16 protein-coding genes are annotated in these 20,746 nt (G+C 72.4%); 10 read left to right on the top strand and 6 right to left on the bottom strand.

The features are described 5' to 3' along the window. Positions 1-32: 32 nt before the first annotated feature. Positions 33-797, top strand: a complete 765-nt coding sequence (locus ACFYYH_RS01470) for an SDR family NAD(P)-dependent oxidoreductase (protein ID WP_388544335.1) — start codon at positions 33-35, stop codon at positions 795-797. 126 nt (positions 798-923) lie between these two features. On the opposite strand, the gene ACFYYH_RS01465 is transcribed toward ACFYYH_RS01470, so the two are convergent. Both ACFYYH_RS01465 and ACFYYH_RS01460 read right to left on the bottom strand, forming a co-directional pair. After that, positions 924-2,426, bottom strand: a complete 1,503-nt coding sequence (locus tag ACFYYH_RS01465; RefSeq protein ID WP_388544332.1) for a phosphoesterase — start codon at positions 2,424-2,426, stop codon at positions 924-926. 290 nt (positions 2,427-2,716) lie between these two features. Next, a complete protein-coding gene (locus tag ACFYYH_RS01460) occupies positions 2,717-4,408 on the bottom strand; it encodes an alpha-keto acid decarboxylase family protein (RefSeq protein WP_388544329.1) in 1,692 nt (563 codons plus the stop codon). Positions 4,409-4,652: 244 nt separating this feature from the next. On the opposite strand from ACFYYH_RS01460, the gene ACFYYH_RS01455 reads away from it, so the two are divergent. Further along, positions 4,653-5,813, top strand: a complete 1,161-nt coding sequence (locus tag ACFYYH_RS01455) for a PucR family transcriptional regulator (RefSeq protein WP_388544326.1) — start codon at positions 4,653-4,655, stop codon at positions 5,811-5,813. A gap of 37 nt (positions 5,814-5,850) precedes the next feature. On the opposite strand, the gene ACFYYH_RS01450 is transcribed toward ACFYYH_RS01455, so the two are convergent. The 4 genes from ACFYYH_RS01450 to ACFYYH_RS01435 form a co-directional block, all read right to left on the bottom strand. Then, positions 5,851-7,482 carry a phytoene desaturase family protein gene (locus ACFYYH_RS01450; RefSeq protein ID WP_388544323.1) on the bottom strand — a complete coding sequence of 544 codons (1,632 nt, stop codon included), beginning with the start codon at positions 7,480-7,482 and terminating at the stop codon, positions 5,851-5,853. Then, a complete protein-coding gene (locus tag ACFYYH_RS01445) occupies positions 7,479-7,994 on the bottom strand; it encodes an SRPBCC family protein (protein WP_388544320.1) in 516 nt (171 codons plus the stop codon). The genes ACFYYH_RS01450 and ACFYYH_RS01445 overlap by 4 nt, the downstream gene beginning before the upstream one ends. Positions 7,995-8,159: 165 nt before the next feature. Further along, complete coding sequence (locus tag ACFYYH_RS01440; protein ID WP_388544318.1) at positions 8,160-8,405, bottom strand: hypothetical protein; 246 nt, start codon at positions 8,403-8,405, stop codon at positions 8,160-8,162. 286 nt (positions 8,406-8,691) lie between these two features. Continuing rightward, on the bottom strand, positions 8,692-8,904 hold the full coding sequence (locus tag ACFYYH_RS01435) for a hypothetical protein (RefSeq protein WP_388545357.1): 213 nt from the start codon (positions 8,902-8,904) through the stop codon (positions 8,692-8,694). 553 nt (positions 8,905-9,457) lie between these two features. On the opposite strand from ACFYYH_RS01435, the gene ACFYYH_RS01430 reads away from it, so the two are divergent. From ACFYYH_RS01430 to ACFYYH_RS01395, 8 genes are all read left to right on the top strand, one after another. Next, positions 9,458-10,906, top strand: a complete 1,449-nt coding sequence (locus tag ACFYYH_RS01430; RefSeq protein ID WP_388544316.1) for a dihydrolipoyl dehydrogenase family protein — start codon at positions 9,458-9,460, stop codon at positions 10,904-10,906. A gap of 32 nt (positions 10,907-10,938) precedes the next feature. Further along, positions 10,939-11,454 carry an HPP family protein gene (locus ACFYYH_RS01425; RefSeq protein WP_388544314.1) on the top strand — a complete coding sequence of 172 codons (516 nt, stop codon included), beginning with the start codon at positions 10,939-10,941 and terminating at the stop codon, positions 11,452-11,454. Between the two features lie 1,044 nt (positions 11,455-12,498). Continuing rightward, positions 12,499-15,033, top strand: coding sequence for a nitrate- and nitrite sensing domain-containing protein (locus ACFYYH_RS01420; RefSeq protein ID WP_388544312.1), 2,535 nt, complete (start codon positions 12,499-12,501; stop codon positions 15,031-15,033). Next, complete coding sequence (locus tag ACFYYH_RS01415; RefSeq protein WP_388544310.1) at positions 15,030-15,434, top strand: roadblock/LC7 domain-containing protein; 405 nt, start codon at positions 15,030-15,032, stop codon at positions 15,432-15,434. The genes ACFYYH_RS01420 and ACFYYH_RS01415 overlap by 4 nt, the downstream gene beginning before the upstream one ends. A gap of 195 nt (positions 15,435-15,629) precedes the next feature. After that, positions 15,630-16,832, top strand: a complete 1,203-nt coding sequence (locus tag ACFYYH_RS01410) for an ABC transporter substrate-binding protein (RefSeq protein WP_388545259.1) — start codon at positions 15,630-15,632, stop codon at positions 16,830-16,832. 1 nt (position 16,833) lies between these two features. Next, positions 16,834-19,056, top strand: a complete 2,223-nt coding sequence (locus tag ACFYYH_RS01405; RefSeq protein WP_388544307.1) for a branched-chain amino acid ABC transporter permease — start codon at positions 16,834-16,836, stop codon at positions 19,054-19,056. Continuing rightward, positions 19,053-19,922, top strand: coding sequence for an ABC transporter ATP-binding protein (locus ACFYYH_RS01400; protein ID WP_388544305.1), 870 nt, complete (start codon positions 19,053-19,055; stop codon positions 19,920-19,922). The genes ACFYYH_RS01405 and ACFYYH_RS01400 overlap by 4 nt, the downstream gene beginning before the upstream one ends. A gap of 10 nt (positions 19,923-19,932) precedes the next feature. Continuing rightward, positions 19,933-20,700 (top strand): ABC transporter ATP-binding protein, encoded by a 768-nt coding sequence (locus ACFYYH_RS01395; RefSeq protein ID WP_388544304.1) that lies wholly within the window; start codon positions 19,933-19,935, stop codon positions 20,698-20,700. Positions 20,701-20,746 lie beyond the last annotated feature (46 nt).

Below are 20,746 nucleotides of genomic sequence, written 5' to 3'. Positions count from 1 at the left end.
TCCTCGACGGACCAGCGAGAAGGAACACAGCGATGTCGAACACAGCTGAGAACGGACACGGCACGGTGATCGTGACAGGCGCCAGCCGGGGCATCGGCGCCGCCATCGCCACGGAGCTGGGCGAGGCCGGGTACGGCGTCGTCGTCAACTACTCCTCGCACGAGGAGCCCGCCGAGGACGTGGTCGAGGGCATCCGTTCGCACGACGGCCGCGCGATCGCCGTCCACGCGGATGTCTCCGTGCCGGACGAGGTGACGGAGATGTTCGAGCGGGCGGAGCGCGAGCTGGGCCCGCTGACCGCGCTGGTCAACAACGCGGGGATGACGGGTGCGCCGGCCCCCTTCGACGCACAGGAACCCGGCGATCTGTCCCGGCTGATGGCGATCAACGTCCTCGGTGCGATGGAGTGCGCCCGGCACGCGGTGAGGTCCATGTCCACCAGCCATGGCGGCCGGGGCGGGTCCATCGTCAACATGGCCTCGGTGGCCGCCCATACCGGGGGTCTGCCGGGGCTGGTGCCCTACACGGCCACGAAGGGCGCGCTGGTCGCCTTCAGCCGGGCCCTCTCCAACGAGGTCGCGCCGGAGGGCATCCGGGTCAACAGTGTGTCACCGGGCCTCATCGCCACCGACATGACGGCCGTTCTGATGACGCCGGAGACCAAGGAGGCCGTGGCCACCACCCCGATCCGCCGCATGGGCAGGCCGGAGGAGATCGCGGACACGGTGACCTGGCTCCTCTCGCCGGCCGCGTCGTTCGTCACGGGCACCGACATCACCGTCTCCGGCGGCCGCTGAGCGGACGCGCCGCCGGCCGGCCCCCGACCGCGCGAAGACACGCGGCCGGGGACACGGTGTGACATGGGAACGGAGTCCGCCCGGACCGGCGGGACGGGGCCGGTCCGGAGGTGACCGGCGGACCGGTCAGCGGGACTGGACCTCGACGAAGACCGGGTTCGAGTAGAACCACAGATCGTCCCAGGGGCTCTCCAGCCCGTCCGCGAGCGGTTCGGCCTCGTCGGTGCTCGTGCCGCGCACGCGGGCGTACAGGTCGCTCTCCACATTGCGCAGGGTGTGCTTGATGACGTACTCCTTGCCCTGCTTGCGCCAGTCACGCGGACCGAACCGCGCCACCACCTTCGTGGTCGGGTTGGTGTCGGTGTCGAGGCTGGCGCTCGGGCCGGTGACCTGGCCGACGATCAGGTCCACACGCCGGACCTCGGGACGGTCACCGTTGCCGTTTTTGCCCTCCAGCGGCCGGAACCTGATCTCGATCTCGACGTCCGTACGGTTGCGGTGGCTGACGGTGAGCGTCTCGCCCATGGCGGCCTCGTCACCGCGGCTGCTCGCCGTGAGATCGAGGCTGGTGACCAGGTCACCGGTGCCGACCCAGACCCGCCCGTTACGGAGCCCGTCCATGATGTCGGCGTAGTCCTGCCTGGCCAGCACATGGGTCTTGCTGTACTCACCGGGCCAGAAGTCGGAGCCGCCGCGCGTCCAGTGCACATGCGAGTCGGAGGTCGCGGTGATCCACCAGCGCCGGCCCTCGCCGAGCAGCGAGTCCCAGAGCCCGCCGACACGGGCCGTCATCTGGTCGAAGCCGCCATGGGTCGGGTAGTTCCCGTAGCCGCCGCGCGCGCCGCCGTTGAGCGGACCCGCCTGGTGGCCGGGGGCCCCCTCGAAACCGACATAGATCTCCGGCGCGGCGTTGTTGCCGTTGCGGAACTCACGCGGGGTGTCCTGACCGTAGACACCGAGACCGGTCGCCGAGCGCGAGGCGTGGTGGGCGATCACCAGCGGCTTGCGCCGCATGTCCTTCGCCGCCTTCAGGAACTCCACCATCCTGGCCTCGGTGTCACGGCCGGGGTCGGCGGGGAAGGCGTCGTTCTTGGCGAAGCGGCTCTCCAGCTCGAAGAGCTGCCGTGCCTCGTCGCTGTGGTGAGGGATCATCAGCGTGTGGTGGTCCAGCGCCGGGGCGTCGAACTCCATCCCCCAGAACTGGAGCACCTCGGGCACCAGGACGCGGGAGCGCAGCAGGTCGGGATAGGCCTGCTCCAGGTTCACCTTGGAGTGGGTCGGGCCGCCGTGGTCGGTGCACATCACCCAGTGGAGACCGAAGTGCTTGGCCATGATCGCGTTGGTGACGATCGGGTAGACGGCGTCGGCGCCCTTGTGGAACGTCGGCGGAGTCGTCGTCGTGTCGAACTCGCCGCTGTACTCGGAGTGCACATGGTGATCACCGGCGCGCCACACCCGCTTGCGGGAGTCCGCGGACGTCTCCCGCTCGCGGTCGTCGTGGGCCCACGCCGTACCGCCGGTGGCCAGCGGGCTCGCGGCCGCCAGTGTTGCCCCGACACCGGCGTACTTGACCAACCGGCGTCGTGAGATCGCCGCGCGCTCGGGGTCTTCGCTGTTCTGGTCCTTCACGGTGAAGCCTCTCGTTCAACTCATGGGGGGCGACGACCGAGTCTTGAGGAACAAACCGAACGCAGCGTGAACAGAGATCACGAACACCGGGAACAACGCGCTCCCGCGACCCCGGAGCCGGGGCCGGGGCCGGGAGCGGGAGCGAGAGCCGGGAGCCGGGAGCAGGAGCGAGGGCGGGAGCAGACATCCGGGAGCCGGCCGGCCGGACCAGCGGGTGAGCCGGCCGGCCGGTGGAGCCGGTCAGCGGGTGGAGCCGGCCGGCCGGTGGAGCGGGACCATCGGTCGGCCGGTCAGCCACCGCCGTTCCGGCTGCCCATTCCGGCGGTGAGCTCGCCGAGCAGCTCGGGCACATCGTGCGTGCCGGTGTGGACCTCGATCAGGACCAGGCGGTCCGTGGCCTCGTCGGCCGCCGCCAGGGCCCGGTCCAGCTCGTCCGGGGTGGCCGCGCTCAGACAGAGCGCGTCGTCGACACCGAGGACGGCGGGAAGCCGCTGCCAGTCCCACCGGGCGATGTCGTTGTACGCCGCCTCGGGGCCGTGGATGGCACGCTCCACGGTGTAACCGCCGTTGTTGACGAGGACGACGACCGGCGTGAGTCCGTGGCGGCCGATGGTCCCGAGTTCCTGGGCCGTCATCTGTGCCGAGCCGTCGCCGATGACGAGCAGACACCGGTGGCCGGGGTCCGCGAGCTGGGCGCCCAGCAGCGCCGGCAGGCTGTATCCGATGGAGCCCCACAGCGGCTGTCCGATGAAGCGTGAGCCGGCGGGGAAGCGGTGGGTGCACAGACCGTAGAAGGACGTGCCCTGTTCGGCGACCACCGTCTGTCCCTCCCGGATCGACCTGGCGATCCGCGGCCAGAGATACGCCTGGGTCAGCGGCTCGCCGGGGCGCGGGTCCCGTCCGCCGTCCCCGGGCCCGGCCACCCCGGTGAACGCGTCCGCGAGCGGTTTGCCCGCCGCCACCCCGGTCAGTGCGGCCAGCGCCACGGCCAGGGGTATCCCCGGGTACTCGGTGCCGTCGACAAAGGCGGACCCCGGCTGGAGGTCGATGCCCCGGCCGGGACCGAAACGGTGGGTGAAGCCGCCGCTCGTGGTGTCCGCCGGGCGCACCCCCACGCGGATGAGGACGTCCGCGTCCTCGACGGTCCGCCGGGTACGGGCGTCGCCGTAGGCCCCCGAGTACACCCCGAGCCAGGTGGAACGGCTCTCGTCGGCGACCGTCTTGCCCATGGAGAGCGTGGCGAACGGCAGACCTGTCGTGTCCAGCAGCCCGGCCAGTTCCTCCCGCGCGCCGAAGCGGTCGACGAGGAAGTCCGCCAGCACGGCGGCGCTCCGCGCCTCGGCCAGCTTCCGGCCCGCGTCGTCGGTGAAGCGCTCCAGCGAGCCGGGGTCCACGGGCAAGGAGCGCTCCTCCTCGGACAGCGGACGCGTGGGCGCGGGGATCGTGGAGAGCGCGATGTCGGAGGCCATCCGCAGATACACCGGCCGCTTCTCCCGCAGGGCCGCCAGCAGGAGACGGTCGATCCGCCCGGCGGCGTCCGGGATGTCCTCGGGACGGGTGAGGGAGGCCGAGGCGACGCTGACGCTTCGCTGGGCGCGTGCGAAGCGTTCGTAGTCACCGTCCCCCGCGGTGTGATGCACGAGCGCCCCGGTGCGTTCGGCCTCCGCGGGGGGACCCAGGACGAGATGGACGACGGGCACGTACTCGGCGTAACTGCCCGCCACTCCGTTGATGGCGCTCAGCTCCCCCACCCCGAAGGTCGTCAGCAGGGCCCCGGTCCCCCGGACGCGCGCATAGCCGTCCGCCGCGTAGGCCGCTCCCAGTTCATTGGCGTTTCCGGTCCATTCGATCCGGGGGTGTTCCATCACCTTGTCGAGAAAAGCGAGGTTGTAATCGCCGGGAACACCGAAGACGCGGTCCACACCGACCGAGGCGAGACGGTCGAGAAAGTATTCGGCAATCGTGATGTCATAGGACGTCATACGGTTTCACTCCAGCCTGTGGTAGTGATCTCCTCATCAACCGTCCGGGAGGACGCCCGTTCCGGGTAAGAGGAGAAGCGAGAATTCGCGCGCCGGTTTCCTGGAGATCCCCCAGGACGGGAGCGGGGGGCCGGGCGTGGACCGAGGCCGGGCAGAGGCCTGCGCGGAAGATGTACGGTGATTCCACAGGCACCGAGGAGCACGGCCCGCCGCCGGCGATCACCACGCGAATACGAGGCACCCCATGATCGATTCATTGTGCCGGGAAATGATCGACGAATTGCCGTCCTTCGCGCCGAGGATCACGGAAATCATCCGCCGGGAGATGCCCCGGTACTCGGTCGTGCCCGAGGAAGAACATATGCGTGATGTGACGGTCCAGCTCCACGGGCTGCTGGGCGGACTGGAACGCGGCACCATGCCCTCCGCCGAATATCTCCAGGCGTCCTCACGGCTGGGCGCGGCGCGCGCGGTGCAGGGGCTGCCGGTCGAGACCGTCCTCGGGGCCTACCACATCGGCTACCGGGAGACGTGGAACGCGCTGATGCGGGGCGCCGTCCGGCGGGGACAGGAGGCGGTCGCGGAGCTGGCCGGGCAGGTCACCACCTTCTGGACCTGGATCCAGGAGCTGACCAACGCGGTGGCCGTCGCGTACGAGGCGGTCCTCCGCTCGGAGCTGTCGGCGCAGGAGGACCGCTACCGGCGGCTGATCGAGGCCATGGCCGCGGCCGACCCGGCCGACGAGGCGACGGTGACCCTCGCCCGTGCCCTCGGGTACGACCCCGCCGGCGTGTTCCAGGCCTTCCGCGGGCGCTCCGCGGATCTGCCGAGCGGCGGTCTGGAGAGGTTCCGCCGGCAGGCCGCCACCGGGCCGGGCGTGGTCGTGGCCACCATCCACGGCGGCGCGCTGTCGGTCCTGAGCCAGGGGGTGCCGGACGGGCTCGTCCTGCGCTCGCTCGGCCGTACGGTCGGGCGGGAGAGCGGTCCGCCGGCGCCCCTCGGGGTGGGGCTGCCGAGGACCGGTCTGGCGGGGGCCGCCGACAGTTTCCAGGACGCCGACGGCGCGCTGTCGCTGGCGCTGCACCGGGAGGACGGGGCCGTCCGCTACGCGGTCGCCTGGCTCCAGTCGAGTCTGGCGGAGCAGTCGCGGCGGCTGAGCGATGTCCTGGGGCCGGGCGCCCGTACCGCTCACGCGCATCCCCATCTGGCCGCCGCCGTGACCGCCTACGCGGACCACGGGTTCGTTCCGACGGCCGCCGCCCGCGCGCTGCATGTGCACCCCAATACGGTGGTCTACCGGCTGGACCGCTGGACGACGCTGACCGGCTGGGACCCCAGGACCCGCGACGGACTCATGAGATCGCTCCTGGCCCTGGATCTCTACCCGTCGCCGCGCACACCCTGACGGAGCTTGCCCGCTGTCCGGCCGGACCGGCGCGGCGTCAGCGGGGCCGGCCGGTCCCGCCGCTCGGGCCTCCGCGGGCCAGCGCGCGCTGGGCCAGGGCGAGCACACGGCCCGAGCCGTGTGCGCGCAGCGCGGCGCGGGCGGCGTTCGCGCCGGGCGCGCCGTGCACCGCGCCGCCCGGATGGGCCGAGGCGGAGGCGAGATAGAGGCCCCGCACCGGGGTCTCGGGGCGGCCCGTCCCGGGCAGCGGCCGGAACACCGCCTGCTGGTGGAGGCTGGTCGTACCGCCGTTGACCGCTCCGTCGCGCAGATTGCTGTCGGCGGCCTGGAGCACGGGCGGCGCGAGAACGCGGCGGGCCAGGACGCGATGGCGGAACCCCGGTGCGTACCGTTCGACCTGTTCCTCGATCCGGTCGGCCATGATCTCCTGTTCGAGCGGATCCCAGCGGCCCGTCAGACCGTCCGTACCGGCGTCCGCCCTGACATGGTGCGGGACATGCGTGTAGGCCCAGGCCGACTCGGTACCGGCGGGAGAGCGGGTCGCGTCGGCGGTCGTCATCTGGCCGAGGAGGGCGAAGGGCCGGTCGGGGATCCGGCCCATGGCGATCTGCGCCGCGAACCGGGTGAGGTCGTCCACCCCGTCGGCGAGATGCACGGTGCCGGCCCGCGCGGCCCCCGGTGCCTGCCAGGGCACGGGGCCGTCGAGCGCCCAGTCGACCTTGAAGGTGGCCCAGTCCCACTGGAAACGGCGCAGGTCGTCCATGACGCGCGAGGGAAGATGGTCCGCGCCGACGAGTTCGCGGTACAGATCGGGCGCCGACACGTCCGCGAGGACCGCTCTGCGTACGGAGACGGCTCCGCCGGTGGCGGTGCGCACCCCCACCGCCCTGCCGCCCCGTACGACGACCTCCGTGACCCGCTCCCCGCAGCGGACGGTGACTCCGCGCCGGCGCAGCCGGCGTACCAGCGCGCCCGTCAGCTCACCGGATCCGCCGACCGGAACGGGAAAGCCGTAGCTCTGGCCGAGCATGGACATCAGCCAGCCGAATCCGCCGCTGATCGCCGACTCCGGTGCCAGGTCGGCGTGGAGCGCGTTGCCCGCGAGCAGCAGCCTGCCGCCCTCGCCGCCGAACTCCTCCTCGCCGAGGCGCCGTACCGGCAGCAGCATGCTCCGGGCGAACCGCAGTCCGCCCGCTCCGCGCAGCCGGGCCGCGAGCCGGAGCGAGGCCCCGACGGGCGGGAAGGGGGTGAACAGCGCCCCCAGGATGTCCTCACGCAGCCGGTCCCAGACCTGGCACAGCTCATTCCACGCCCGGCCGTCGCCCGCCGCGAACGTCTCCAGCCCCGCGGCCGTCACCCGGCGGTCGCGGTCGAGCACCGCGCAGCGCCCGTCCGGCAGGGGGTGCGCGACCACATGGGGGGCGTGGCTCCAGCGCAGCCCCTCGCTGTGCAGGTCGAGCTTCGCGAGTACGGGGGAGGCCGCGGCCATCGGGTAGAAGGCGCTGAACACGTCGCTCACATAGTCCGGGTGGACGCCGCGGTCGCTGCGTACGGCGCCGCCGGGCTCGTCCTGTGCCTCCAGTACCTCCACGCTCCATCCGGCGTCGGCGAGCAGATTGGCCGCCACCAGGCCGTTGGGCCCGGCGCCGATCACCACCGCGTCGGTCATCGCCCGGTCTTCGGTCCGCCGGCCGCGCTCCGGTCGTGGCGTGGGGAGGAGGCCGGCGCGGAGGGGTCCGCCGACGCCCGGCTCTCCCGTTCCACCACCTTCGCGAGCCGCGCGAGCATGTCGCGGTGCCGGATCTGGAGGAACGCGTCGATCGCGATGTTGTGGACGGCGCCGGCGAAGCCGCGCAGGGGGTGCTCGTCGACGATCACCAGGGTCTCGTCACCCCAGGACCGGACGTCGAAGGCGATCCGGGCCGTGCCGAAGGGCCCGCTGTGCGCTTCCAACTCCAGCCACTGGGGCGGCTCGTGGCGCCGGACGACGGTGCGGCCCCGGAACTCCCGGGGGCCCAGCCGTACCGTGTACGTGAGGGAGGAACCGACCTCGGGCCACCGACCCTCGGCGGGGGCGGAACAGGCGGTGCCGACCACCCAGTCGGCGTAACGGGAAGGATCTCCGAGGACCGCCCAGACGGCGGACGGCTCGGCGGCGATGAGTTGGTGCCGGACAGCCATGTGCCCTCCCTGGCGAATCGGCGCGGGGTGGTGAATCGGCGCGGGATGGTGACGTATGTCGATGAAAGCACCCCGTGAGGGTTTTGGCGGCCCGAGCCGGCCGGGACGCCCGTCCCGCTCACGCGTGTGCCCCGAGCCGGACGGCGGATGCCCCGACCAGGTGCTTCATCTCCAGTGCCGGATGTGCCAGGTGTAGCGGTCGCCGCCCAGCCACTGGACCACCGCCGGGTCGTCCAGGTCCGCGCCCTTGAGCCCCGCCGCGTAGGCGTACGCGAGGACGTCCTGAAGGGAGAACGCCTTGCCGGCCAGCTCCCCGTGCATCTCCACCAGCCGGAACGGCGGATCTCCCGGCTGGACCGGCAGTACCACCAGCGGAGCGACACGGACCTGCGGGCTCTCGCTCTCCGTCATGAAATCGACCCTCAACTCAACGTTGCCGGCGTGCGCGGTCCGTGACTTTCACGGCCGGCGGGCGGGGAAGGAAGCCCACTACGAGGCTCCGGCACCCGGGCACACGCGGCAACCGGGCGGGGGCCCGTTCACCGGGGGCTCCCCGCGGGACCGCCCGAGCCGACGCGCGGACCGCCGGCGACACCCTGCGCGCCGGCCTCGGCCTGTCCGTCCCGGCCAGCCGTCACACACCCGAGCCCCGCTCACGAACAGCTGAGGTCCGCCGCCGCCCCGGGCAGGGGCGGGCTCAGGTCATCTGCCGTCGCACCAGCTCGTACAGCCGGCCGGCCGGGTCGGCCAGCAGGGCGGCCGGCGGGCCCTGCTCGACCACACGGCCCTCCGACATGACGATCACACGGTCCGCGTCCATGACGGTGGTCAGCCGGTGGGCGATGACCAGACGGCCGGCACTCAGCCAATCCGGGAGCGGATGCCGGAGGGCATTCCGGCCCGTGATCATCCGGGCGTGCACATGTGTCCATCAAGTGGTGGCAGCTCCTTCACATGATCGGCAGATTGACCATCCGCTGTCCGGAATGTCACTGACCACGAACGCGACATTCCCGCACCTGGGGGCCCTGGGACCGACCGGCACGGGGGAAGCGCGCGACAAGGGCGCGTCACGCCTGAGTGTTCGGTGTGCAGATTCTTCGCACGGCGTCTGGGCGCGTTCTTCGCGGGGCGTCTGTGCGCGTCACACAACGACACAGCGCATTCAAAGATGTGCGGTGGGTGATTCCGCGTAATTCCCGGATGCCTGGCGTGGCGAGGAATGGGCGCCTTACCGGCATACCTTGGGGTATTGCGCATCCCTGGGGCATACCTGCGGACTCAGAGCCCGCACGCCGTAATAAGCCGGAGTTTCGAGATACCCGGGCCGGGGGCGGGAGCGTCGGCGGATGTGATCGACGGGCGACGGAGCACGGTGGCGGGTGGGGCGTTCGGGGAGCGCCGTCAGGCGTGTCAGCGGGCGGTGCGCGCATGTGCGCGGCGGCTCGTGATGCGATGGCCGGATGGGCGATTCAGGAGAGAACGAAACGAAGCGGACCTATGACGTCGTGGTCGTCGGTGCCGGTCCGGTGGGGCAGAACGTCGCCGAGCGGGCGCGCGCCGCGGGGCTGAGCGTCGCGGTGGCGGAGCGGGAACTGGTCGGGGGCGAGTGCTCGTACTGGGCGTGCGTACCCAGCAAGGCGCTGCTGCGCCCGGTGATCGCGGTGGCCGACGCCCGGAGGGTCGACGGCGCGCGCGACGCGGTCACCGGTCCGCTCGGTACGGCCGGCGTGTTCGCCCGGCGGAACCGCTACGTGAGCGACTGGGACGACACCGGCCAGGCCGACTGGGTCAGAGGCATCGGCGCCGATCTGCTGCGGGGGGAGGCCAGGCTGGACGGCCCCCGGCGGGTGGTCGTCCGTGTCCCCGACGGCGGTGGGACGGCGCTCACGGCACGGCACGCGGTCGCACTGTGCACCGGCAGCGACGCGGTGGTCCCGGATGTTCCGGGTATCGCCGAGGCCCGGCCCTGGACCAACCGCAGGGCGACCGACTCCAGTTCGGTGCCGGGACGGCTCGCCATCGTCGGCGGTGGTGGGGTCGGTGTCGAGATGGCGACGGCCTGGCAGGGTCTGGGCTCCTCGGTGACACTGCTGGCCCGCCGGGCCCTGCTGCCCAGGATGGAGCCCTTCGCGGGTGAGCTGGTCGCCGCGGGGCTGGAGGCCGGTGGTGTGGACGTCCGCCTCGGGGTGTCCGTCGAGGCGCTTCACCGGCCGGATCCCGCGGGGCCGCTCGGTGTCGTTCTGGACGACGGGACACGGCTGGACGTCGACGACATCCTCTTCGCCACCGGCCGCTCCCCCCGCACCGGGGACATCGGTCTGGAGACGGTGGGCCTCGCCCCGGGGTCGTGGCTGGACGTCGACGAGACGTGCGCCGTCCGGGACGTGGACGGGCAGTGGCTGTACGCGCTGGGTGACATCAACCACCACGCCCTTCTCACCCACCAGGGCAAGTACCAGGCCCGGATCGCCGGTGACGCCATCGGCGCCCGCGCGGCCGGCCTGCCACTGGACACCGCGCGCTGGGGGTCCCATGCCACCACCGCCGACCGGCATGCCGTCCCGCAGATCTTCTTCACCGATCCGGAGGCCGCCGCGGTCGGCCTGTCCGCGGAACAGGCGGCCGACGCCGGGTACCGGGTACGAGCGGTCGACGTCGACTTCGCCTCCGTCCCCGGAGCGAACCTCTACGCCGACGGCTACCGGGGCCGGGCCCGCATGGTCGTGGACCTGGACCGGGAGGTGCTGCTCGGTATGACCTTCGTCGGTCCCGGCGTCAGTGAACTGCTCCACTCCGCCACCATCGCCGTCGCGGGCGAGGTGCCCGTTCCCCGGCTCTGGCACGCCGTGTCGTGTTTCCCCACCATCAGCGAAGTGTGGATGTATCTGCTCAAGGCGTACCGGGGCTGAACCGGACGATGGGACCGGGACCGAACCGCGCGATGGACGAGTCCCCGGCCGGGAGCCTGGGCGCCCGGCTGCGGCTCGGAGCACGGCTGTTCGTCCTGTCCGCCGTCGCGCTGACCGCTGTCGGCGCCATCGGCAGGGGGATCGACTGGATACTGCTCACCACCACGATCGGCCCGACCGCCTACATCCTTCTCGCCCATCCCCGGTCGGAGGCCGCCCAGATCCGCAACTCCGTTCTCGGCCACACCTGTGGGGCCGCCTGCGGCCTGGCCTGTCTGGCGGCCTTCGGTCTGTGGGACCACCCGTCCACCGTCGGGCAGCACTCCGACACCTGGCGGCAGATCGGCGCCCAGGCCCTCGCGGTGGGCCTCACGTTGTTCCTGCTCGTCCTCCTGAACGCCCATCACCCGCCCGCCGTGGCGACCACCCTGCTCATCACCTCGGGGATCGCCCGCCCCGGTCCGCCGCTGTACGGCATGCTCACCGGCCTCGCCGTCGTGATCGCCGCGGCGGCCGTCCTCTCCCGCCTGCCCGCCGGCCGCCCGTAGTGGGGGCGGCTCGGGGCCGGCCGGGAGACCGGTCGCGGTCGCGTCGGGGCCCGCCCGGGTCCATCCTGGACAACGGACGGCGTCGGGCACACCGGTGTGAGGGAGCGGTCATGGGACTGTCGTGGCAGCAAGGCCCGCTGTCCCCAGTCCGGCCGCCCGGCAGACTGGACCGGCCCGGCGCGCCCGCCTGTGGACCGCACGCGCACGGAGCCCCGCCGGCTGCTTCCGCCGGGGATCCGCTCGCCCTCAGGCGCGGAGGGCGGCGTCGAGATCGCGGATGAACCCTCCCGCGCGCCCGCCTCCTGGAGGTGCGGCGGGCAGACGGCCGAGCACCGCGGTGACCGCTGTCGGTGCGTGGAGACGCGCCCGCGCAAGAGTCCCCCCGGTGACCTGCCGCATCCTGCCGCACGTCGCCGACCCGCAGACCCGCCGAGCCGCAGACCCGCCGACCCGCCGACCCGCCGACCGGCGTCGACACCCGCGTCCGACTCGACCGGGGTCCTGCCCGCGCCGAGATGTCCGCCTTCACGTCGGCACGCCACGGCCGTGTCGATCCATTGGATCTAACCTTTCCGCAACGAAACCCTAAGAGCTGATGGGCCGTCAAGTATGCGCTCCAGTAAGGCTCTTGGACATTCCGCCTGCCGTCAGACCTCCCTTCACGCAGGCCGGTGCACTGGTCGGTCTTGGTTGCGCCCGGCCTGTCCGGTCATTCCGATTGACCCCGGGGAGGACCGCTCCCCGGGCAGCCGTGACCGGGACCGGACCGCTCCCACGCCGGTGAGTTGCGTGCGTTTTCCGACAAAGCACGCGTCCGCCGCCACGCGCCACCGCTTAGGATCAGGCCGCGCCGCTGGGGCCCCCTCCACCTCATCCACCACAACGCACACAATGCGCACCATTCCCCACCGGCACACCACTGCCCCCACTGTCCCCACCGCCCCCACGACATAGCAGCGTCCCCACCGACACTCCGCCCCAATCCGTAAACAGGATCTGCGTGTTACCGATACTCAGCACCGGTTCCGGCGATGGAGCCGCTCAGTGAAAATCAATCGTCGCCTCGCCCTGCTCGTCACCGCGCCCCTCACCGTGGCCGTCGCCTTCTCGGCTCTGGCCCTCGCACCCGCGGCCAACCAGGCGCTCCAGGCCAATCGGCTGGCCGCGCTGGTCGAAGTCGCCACGACCGCAGGAGAGCTGACCCACCAGTTGCAGCGCGAGCGGGCGGCAGCCACCGCGTTGGTCTCCGCACAGGGAGATGCGGAGACGTTCCAGGAAAGCACCAACGCGACCGACGCGAGTGTCGCCAGGTTCCGCGGCCAGATCGAGTCCTTGTCCGAGGTGCCCGGCAACGCACGGGACGCGCTGGACCGTATCGAGCGCTTCATCGACGAGATGCCCTCCCTGCGCGCCCAGGTCCGCTCGGGCGGCAGCACCATCTCCGCGCTCGCCTTCGGCTACCGGATCGTGATCGCCGACCTCAACGGCTACCGCGACGGCATCGCTCAGGCCGACGGTGTCGACGCCGACATCGCGGACCGGATCCGCGCCGCCGCCGCCTTGTCCGAGGCGGCCGAGTACACGGCCCAGCAGCAGGTCACGGTCATGAGGGCGCAGGCCGCGGGCGGCTTCACGACCGCCTCCCAGCGCACGTTCGACGCCGGCCGGCTGGGCTACACCGAGTCGATCAGCGTCCTGTTCGACCTCGGCCCCGGCCAGTGGCGGACCTGGCTGGAGCGCACCCTCTCCGGCGCGAAGGCGCTGGAGGCCCGCCGCCTCGAGGACGAGATCGGGCGTACGGGAACGAGCAAGGACATCACGGTCACCCCGAAGGAGTGGCAGAAGGCTTCGAACGACCGGCTGACGCTGCTGCGTTCGGTGGAGAAGCGGATCGACGAGTCCGTCTTCTCGACGGTCTCCGACGCGCGTAGCACCCTCGTCTGGACAGCCGGGGGCGAGGTCACCCTGGTGGTGCTGACCCTGGTCGGCGCCGTCGTCGTGGCCATCCGCATGGGCCGTGTGATGATCCGCCGGCTGCATGATCTGCGCAACGCCGCACACGAGGTCGCCCACACCGCGCTGCCCGCCGTGATGAGCGAACTGTCGCAGCCCGGCGCGCTGAGGGGCGCGACACCCGAGCAGGTCGCCCAGCGGTCCGGCGACCCGATCGGGACCACGGGCGGGGACGAGATCGGCGAGGTCGGTGAGGCGTTCAACGCGGTTCACCACGAGGCCGTCCGGCTGGCGGCTCAACAGGCCCACATCCACGAGCAGTTCGCGGAAACGCTGGTCGGCGTCGCGCGCAGGGGCGCGCAGTTGACCACCGTCATGGTGTCCGAGCTGGACATGGTGCAGCGCGACGAAGCCGACCCCGCGCGGATGAAGACCCTCTTCGCCCTCGACCACCTCGCCATCCGCATGGAACGCAACACCAACAGCCTTCTGGTGCTTGGCGGTTACGGTCAGGCCCGGGTGCGCTCGGAGGACATCGGCTGCTCCACCGTCATCATGGCCGCGGCCCAGCAGATCGAGCGCTTCGACCGTGTGTCACTCGGTGTCATCGACTCGGAGATCGGCATCGCCGCCCGCGCCGTGCACGACGTGGCGCACATCCTGGCCGAACTCCTCGACAACGCCACCCGGTTCTCGCCTCCCGACAAGCAGGTCGGCGTCGCCGTATGGCGGCTGTGGGACCGGGCCGTCGTACAGATCGTCGACGAGGGAGTGGGCATCACCCCGGAACGCCGCGCGGCCTACAACGCCGCGCTGCGCGAGCCGCAGTCGGGCATCGGAGACGTACGGTCCATGGGGCTGCGCGTGGTGGCGCGGCTCGCCGCGCGTCACGGCATCGTGGTCGAACTGTGCGACTCGTCCGGCCCCGGCACCATCGCCGAGGTCGCGTTGCCCGTGACCGTACTGGCCACGGCTCCCCGGAAGACCGCGCCGGCGCAGGGCACGTTCGGCGAGGGCCGTGACCACGGCAGCCGGGGCATCGGTGCGCGCTACCAGGCGCCTCGTCCGTTCACCCCCGGAGAGTCCGGGCGCAGGCGGCCCGCCGCGATGGGCGGGTGGCCCGACCGCGACGGCGCCCCGGTCAGTACGGGTGCGGGAGCCGCCCCGGGCGGTGCTCCCGCCGGCGGCGCCCCCATGCCGGGCCGGCCCCGCGGGACATGGGGCACGGAGCCGGGCGGAAGCAGCCGGGGCACACCCCCCGGTGGCGCCGCCGGAGGCAACCCGTTCCGCGGTGGCGGCCCCGGCGCCGACACGCGTGAGCGGGAGCGCGGGGAGACGCCTGCCCGGCGTTTCCTGCGCGACGAGCCGGTTTCGCGGATCGCCGGAGTCAGCTCCTCAGGACTGCCCGTGCGGCAGCGCAACACGCCGCAGCAGCAGCCCACACTGGGCAAACGGGACGGCACCGAACAGCGCTCCGGCGCCACCGCGCCCAGGCCGTCGCCCCGCCGCCGGGACTCCCGGCACGTCTCGGACGTCCTGGCGGCCTACGCCCAGGGGATCAACAGGAGCACCAACCAGCGCGGGCGTTCCGCCACCGCCGACGACACCGAACGGAGCAAGAAATGACTTCCCCCGCCGACCTGAGCTGGATCCTGAGCGGTTTCGCCGGACGCATCCCGGAAGTCACCCAGGCGATAGCCGTGTCCGTGGACGGACTCGCGCTGGCGTACACCGGTGTGGATCGTGACGACGCCGACCGGCTGGCCGCCATCGCCTCCGGCGTCGTCAACCTGCTGTCCGCCGCCGCACAGTTGACCAACACCGATCCCGTCGAGCACAGCCTCACGGCCATGGAGGGCGGCTACATGTTCTCGATGGCCGTCTCCAGCGGCGCCTCGCTGCTGGTGACCACCACCAGGGACGCGGACATCGGCGAGGTCAGCTACATGATGTCCGAACTGATCAATCAGGTCGGCGACGCACTGTCCCCCCAGGTCCGCGAGGCGAGCACCGAGCCTTCGCACTGATCGCCGGGCCGTTCCCGTCCGACCGCACCACCGGCTCGTCCGTACAAACCGCTCCGTTTGTACGGCCCGCTCCGTCTGTACGACCCGCACCGTCCGTACGGCCCGCACCACCGCACCACCCGGGTCGTCGCCCCTGCCGAGCCCGCCGCACCGCCGCTCGACCCGTTCTGCCCGTTCCTACCGATGAGAGACCTCATGTTCTTCGACCTGTCCATTTCGCGCCGCCGCAGAGTCCGGCCGGTCGGCGCCGCCGCCCTCGCCCTCGGTCTGGCAGCCGTCACCGGGTGCAGCAGCGACAGCGGAGCCGGCGACGACACCGTGAAGGTCGGCCTGGTGGCCTCCCTGTCCGGCACCTACAAGCCGGTCGGCACCGACCTGCGAGCCGGCTTCGAGCTGTACCTGGACACCCACGACAACAAGCTCGGTGGACACAAGGTCGAACTCATCGTGGCGGACGAGGGGGACGGTCCGCCGACCGCCGTTCCCGCGGCCACCAAACTGGTCAAGAAGGACAAGGTCGACGCGCTGACGGGCCTCGTCGGCGGAGGCTCGGTCAACGCGGTGCTGCCGCTGGTCAACCAGGCCAGGATCCCCTTCCTGGGATCGAACGGCCGGCCGGTCATCAAGGATCTCGAATACGTGTGGACGACGAGTTTCCTGTCCGACGAGCCGGGCAAGGCCATCGCCCCGTACGTCAAGGAGAAGGTCGACGGGCCGGTCTACGCGATCGGCCCCGACTACCAGGGCGGCTACGACGAACTGCGCGGTTTCACCGACGAGTTCAAGCGCGTGGGGGGTGAACTCGCCAATCCGGACGGCAAGACCACCTGGACGCCGTTCCCGAAGACCACCAACTTCATGCCGTACTTCGCCGAGATCGCCAAGACGGACGCCAAAGCGGTGTACTGCTTCTACGCCGGCAAGGCCGCGATCGACTTCGCCAAGCAGTACGCGCAGTCCGACATCGCCGATCTGCCGCTGTACACGGCCTTCGTCACCGAGGGCAGTGTGCTCCAGGCGCAGGGCGACGCGGCGAAGGACATCTACTCGGTCCTGAACTACGCGGCCGACCTCGACAACGCGGCCAACCGTGAGTTCGCCGCCGACTGGACGGCCAAGCACGACACACAGCCCACCACGTACGCGATGGCGTCGTACGACGCGGCCGCCGTGCTGGACAAGGCGATCGCCGATGCCGCGAAGGACGGTGAGGTGACGCCGCAGACCATCAACAAGGCCATCGCGGGCCTGGGCCAGATCGACAGCCCGCGCGGCGCCTGGGAGTTCGGCGACAAGGCGCACTCGCCGGTGCAGGCCTGGTACCTGCGTCAGGTGCGGCCGGACGGCAACCAGCTCGCCAACGTCATGGTCCAGGACCTGGCGACGCTCGGCGGCTGATGTGGAACTCCTCGATGCCCACCTCATGCCGGCGGTGGACGGGGTGGCCTACGGGCTGCTGCTGTTCGTGGTCGCCGCCGGCCTGAGTCTCGCCTTCGGCACCGCGGGCGTACTGAACCTCTCGCACGGCACGCTGTACGCGATCGGCGCCTATACGGGGGCCGAGTTGAGCGACGGGACCTGGGGCGGACTCGCCCTCGGGCTGGCCGCCGGAACCGCGGCGGCGTGCGTCGCCGGAGCGGGACTGTCCGCCGCGACGCTTCCGCTCGCCGGGCGTGGGCATCTCGCGCAAGCACTGCTGACCTTCGGGCTCGCCCTGGTCGGCGGTGATCTGCTCATCCAGTTCTTCGGGGCGGACGAGCTTCCGGTACGCGTCCCCGAGGCGCTCGACTCCTCGGTGACGCTGCTGGGCCACCGGTACCCCGCGTACCGGCTCTGCTTCATCGTGATGGCCGTGCTGCTCGCCGCGTCCGGCACATGGGTGCTGACCCGGACCCGCGTGGGCGCGGCGGTACGGGCCGCCGCCGACGATCCGCAGATGCTCGCGGCCACCGGCCACAACCCCCGGGCGGTGCACCTCGGCGTCCTCGCGGCGTCGGGTGCGCTGGCCGGTGCGGCGGGCGTGCTCGGGGCGCCGATCATCGGTCCCGGGCCCGGCACGTCCGAGAACGTGCTGATGCTGTCCCTCGTGGTGGTCGTGCTCGGCGGGCTGCGCTCGCTCTGGGCCACGTTCTTCGCGGCGATCGCCGTGGGCGAGGTCCAGACGCTGGGCGTCTCGGTGGCGCCCGACCTGGCGCCGTACCTGCTCTTCGCCGCGATGGCGGCGGTGCTGGTGCTCCGCTCCCGCTTCACGGAACCGGCGACCGCGCACGGCACGGAGGACCCGTCCCCGGACCCGGCGGCCCGGCTCCGCCGCCACCTCGCCGCGCGGCTGCGACCGCGCGGGGCGGCGGGGCCGGGCGGGACAGCAGGGACGGGCGGGACGGCGGGGCCGGGCGGGACGGCAGGGGCAGCAGGGACGGCAGGGACGGGCGGGGGCGCCACGGCGCCCGCCCCCGAGCGGGACGCCCGGCCCGCGCCCGGGACCGGCCACGCGAAGTCCGTTACGGAGTACGGCGATTCGGCCGCCACGGAGGCCTCGCCCGGCAGGGGCGGGGACGCGCTCGCGGCGACCGGGCGGCTTCCGCGCCGGGCCGCGTGGCGGCGGGCCGCCCCGCTGCTCGTGCTGCTCGTGGTGCTGATCGCGTTGCCGGGGATGCTCGACCCGTACAGCATCTCGCTGGCCGGTTCCGCCCTGGCTCTGGGGCTGCTCGCGGTCAGTGTCACGGTCCTCACCGGCTACGCGGGACTGCCCACTCTGGGGCAGACCGCGCCGTTCGCCGTCGGGGCGTACACCACCGCGAATCTCGCGCACGCCGGGTGGACCATGGGCCCGGTCCAGATCGTCCTCTCGGCGCTCGCGGCCGCGGTCTTCTCCCTGCTGACGGGGCCCGCCGTGATCCGGGCCCGTGGCACCACCGTGCTGATGATCACGCTGGCCGTCGGTGAGCTGACCGGCGCGGTCATCAACCAGTTCAAGTCCGTCACCGGGGGCGCCGACGGTCTTGTCGGCTTCCCGGCCACACGGGCGCTGTGGAGCGGGGAGGGAATGTCCGAGGAGAGCGAGGTCTACACCTACGCGCTCGTCGTCGCCGTCCTGGCCGTCACCGTCACCCTGCTCGTGCTGCGCTCCCCGGCCGGGAAACTGCTGACCGGCACCCGGGGCGCCGAGGCGCGGATGCGTGCCTCGGGGCACCCGGTGGGGCGCTATCTGCTGGTGGCGTACGTGGGCGCCGGCGCGCTGGCCGGTGTCGGCGGCTCGCTGATGGTCACCGTCCAGCAGTACCTCTCCCCCGCGGACGTCGGCTTCGAGATCGCCGCGTTCGCGCTGCTGGCGGCCGTCATCGGCGGTACGACATCCGTGATCGGCGCTCTGATGGGCGCCGGGCTCATCGTCATCACCCGGGACTGGGTCGCCAGTTCGTGGCCCGGCCACGGGCCGCTGCTGCTCGGCGTGCTGTTCGTCGCCGCCGTGTACCTGCTGCCGCACGGTCTGGCGGGCCTGCGCGGCGGATCCGGCCGGAGCGGGCCGGCGCCCGACGGGCCGCCCCGGCCCGACGAGCGGCCCCCGGCCGCGTCCATGTCCGCCCGCACCCCGCCCCCCGCCGGGAAGGTCTCCCCATGACGCCCCCACAGACCGCCGCCCCGGCACCGGCGTCCCCGGTGCTGGACCTCACCCGTCTCACCCGCAGATACGGCAGTCTCACCGCCGTCGACGACGTCAGCCTGCGGCTGCCCGCGGGAGCCCGGCACGCCGTCATCGGCCCCAACGGCGCCGGCAAGACCACCCTGCTCAACCTCATCGCGGGGACCGACCGGCCCGACCGGGGCACCATCGTCCTGGGCGGCGCGGACATCACCCGTACGTCCACCGCCAGGCGCAGCCGTCTCGGTATCGCCCGTAGCTTCCAACAGCCCTCGGTGATAACCGAGTTGACGGTCCTGGAAAATGTCGTACTGGCCGGCTGGCCGCACCACCCGAAGCGCCGCGGTGCCTGGCGCAGCCCGTCCCGCCACCGGCTGCACACCGAGTCCGCGGGCCACCGTCTGGAGGCCGTCGGCCTCGCGGACACCGCCCACCGGCCGGCCTCCACGCTCTCCCACGGACAGCGCCGCATGCTCGACCTCGCCGCCGCGTTGGCGGGCGACCCGCGTCTGCTGCTCCTGGACGAGCCGGCGGCCGGGCTGACCGACGGCGACATCGGCCGACTGCTCGGCGTCCTCGGGGGCCTGCCGGAGAGCGTCGCGATCGTCCTGGTCGAGCACCATGTCGAGGTCGTCGCCCAACTCGCCGCGACCGTGACCGTCCTGGCGGCCGGACGGGTGCTCGTCACCGGTCCGACCCAGGAGGTGCTCGCGCACCCCGAGGTCCGCGACGCCTACCACAACACCGGCACGACGCCGGAGACGATCGCGGCCGACGTCCCGGCCCCCGGCATCGGGAACGCCGGCGCGTCCACCGCCGACCCGTCCGTCGACACGAGAGGATGACCGGCCCCCGATGCTCGAACTCACCGGCCTGACCGCGGGCTATCACGGCGGCACCGTCCTCCACGATCTCGACCTGTCGGTGCCCGCCGGCACGGTCCACGCCGTCGTCGGCCACAACGGCGCCGGCAAGACCACCCTCGTCCACACCGTCGCCGGACTGCTGCGCCCCGGCGCCGGCAGCGTACGGCTCGACGGCCGGGACCTGACGGGGCAGCCCACACACCGGATCGCCCGCGCCGGGATCGGCCTCGTGCCGCAGGGCCGCCGCGTGTTCGCCGGGCTCACCGTCGCCGAACACCTGCGGCTCTCCTACCGTCCGCCGCGCCGTGGTGACACCACGCGCCCCAGCGTGTGGACCCCCGCGCGTGTCCTGGAGCTGCTGCCCCGGCTGGGCGAGCGCCGGGACAACCGGGGGGCGGACCTGTCCGGCGGTGAACAGCAGATGCTGGCGCTGGCCCGCGCGCTGCTGGGCTCGCCGAACGTGCTGCTGCTCGACGAGCCGACCGAGGGCCTCGCGCCCGTACTCGTCCGGCAGGTCCACGAGCTGGTGACCACTCTGGCGGACGAGGGCATCGCCGTGCTGCTGGTCTCCCCCAGCCCGGCCCAGGCGGCCGAGTGCGCCCGTACGCTCACGGTCCTCACCTCGGGGCGGACGACGCTGCGACTGGACGGCGCGGACGCCCGTGCCGATGCCACCGCCCTGCACGCCGCACTCGAACTCGCGCCGACGGCGGTCCGAGACACGAGCGGTACCCCTCGCGAGGGCGGCGACCGGTGAACGGTCACCGCCCTGATCGCGCTCCGGAGTGTGTCCGGGAAGTACG

This window comes from Streptomyces sp. NPDC002018, from assembly GCF_042890865.1.
Taxonomy (GTDB): domain Bacteria; phylum Actinomycetota; class Actinomycetes; order Streptomycetales; family Streptomycetaceae; genus Streptomyces.
Note: the sequence above shows the minus strand (reverse complement) of the source record. Positions and strands in the feature narration are given on the sequence as shown.

Bases quoted from the DNA above. Each gene is read 5' to 3' on its own strand.
- ACFYYH_RS01470 (WP_388544335.1), top strand. From the start codon at position 33: ATGTCGAACACAGCTGAGAACGGACACGGCACGGTGATCGTGACAGGC.
- ACFYYH_RS01460 (WP_388544329.1), bottom strand. From the start codon at position 4,408: ATGACGTCCTATGACATCACGATTGCCGAATACTTTCTCGACCGTCTC.
- ACFYYH_RS01455 (WP_388544326.1), top strand. From the start codon at position 4,653: ATGATCGATTCATTGTGCCGGGAAATGATCGACGAATTGCCGTCCTTC.
- ACFYYH_RS01450 (WP_388544323.1), bottom strand. From the start codon at position 7,482: ATGACCGACGCGGTGGTGATCGGCGCCGGGCCCAACGGCCTGGTGGCG.
- ACFYYH_RS01445 (WP_388544320.1), bottom strand. From the start codon at position 7,994: ATGGCTGTCCGGCACCAACTCATCGCCGCCGAGCCGTCCGCCGTCTGG.
- ACFYYH_RS01440 (WP_388544318.1), bottom strand. From the start codon at position 8,405: ATGACGGAGAGCGAGAGCCCGCAGGTCCGTGTCGCTCCGCTGGTGGTA.
- ACFYYH_RS01435 (WP_388545357.1), bottom strand. From the start codon at position 8,904: ATGATCACGGGCCGGAATGCCCTCCGGCATCCGCTCCCGGATTGGCTG.
- ACFYYH_RS01430 (WP_388544316.1), top strand. From the start codon at position 9,458: ATGGGCGATTCAGGAGAGAACGAAACGAAGCGGACCTATGACGTCGTG.
- ACFYYH_RS01425 (WP_388544314.1), top strand. From the start codon at position 10,939: ATGGACGAGTCCCCGGCCGGGAGCCTGGGCGCCCGGCTGCGGCTCGGA.
- ACFYYH_RS01415 (WP_388544310.1), top strand. From the start codon at position 15,030: ATGACTTCCCCCGCCGACCTGAGCTGGATCCTGAGCGGTTTCGCCGGA.
- ACFYYH_RS01410 (WP_388545259.1), top strand. From the start codon at position 15,630: ATGTTCTTCGACCTGTCCATTTCGCGCCGCCGCAGAGTCCGGCCGGTC.
- ACFYYH_RS01400 (WP_388544305.1), top strand. From the start codon at position 19,053: ATGACGCCCCCACAGACCGCCGCCCCGGCACCGGCGTCCCCGGTGCTG.
- ACFYYH_RS01395 (WP_388544304.1), top strand. From the start codon at position 19,933: ATGCTCGAACTCACCGGCCTGACCGCGGGCTATCACGGCGGCACCGTC.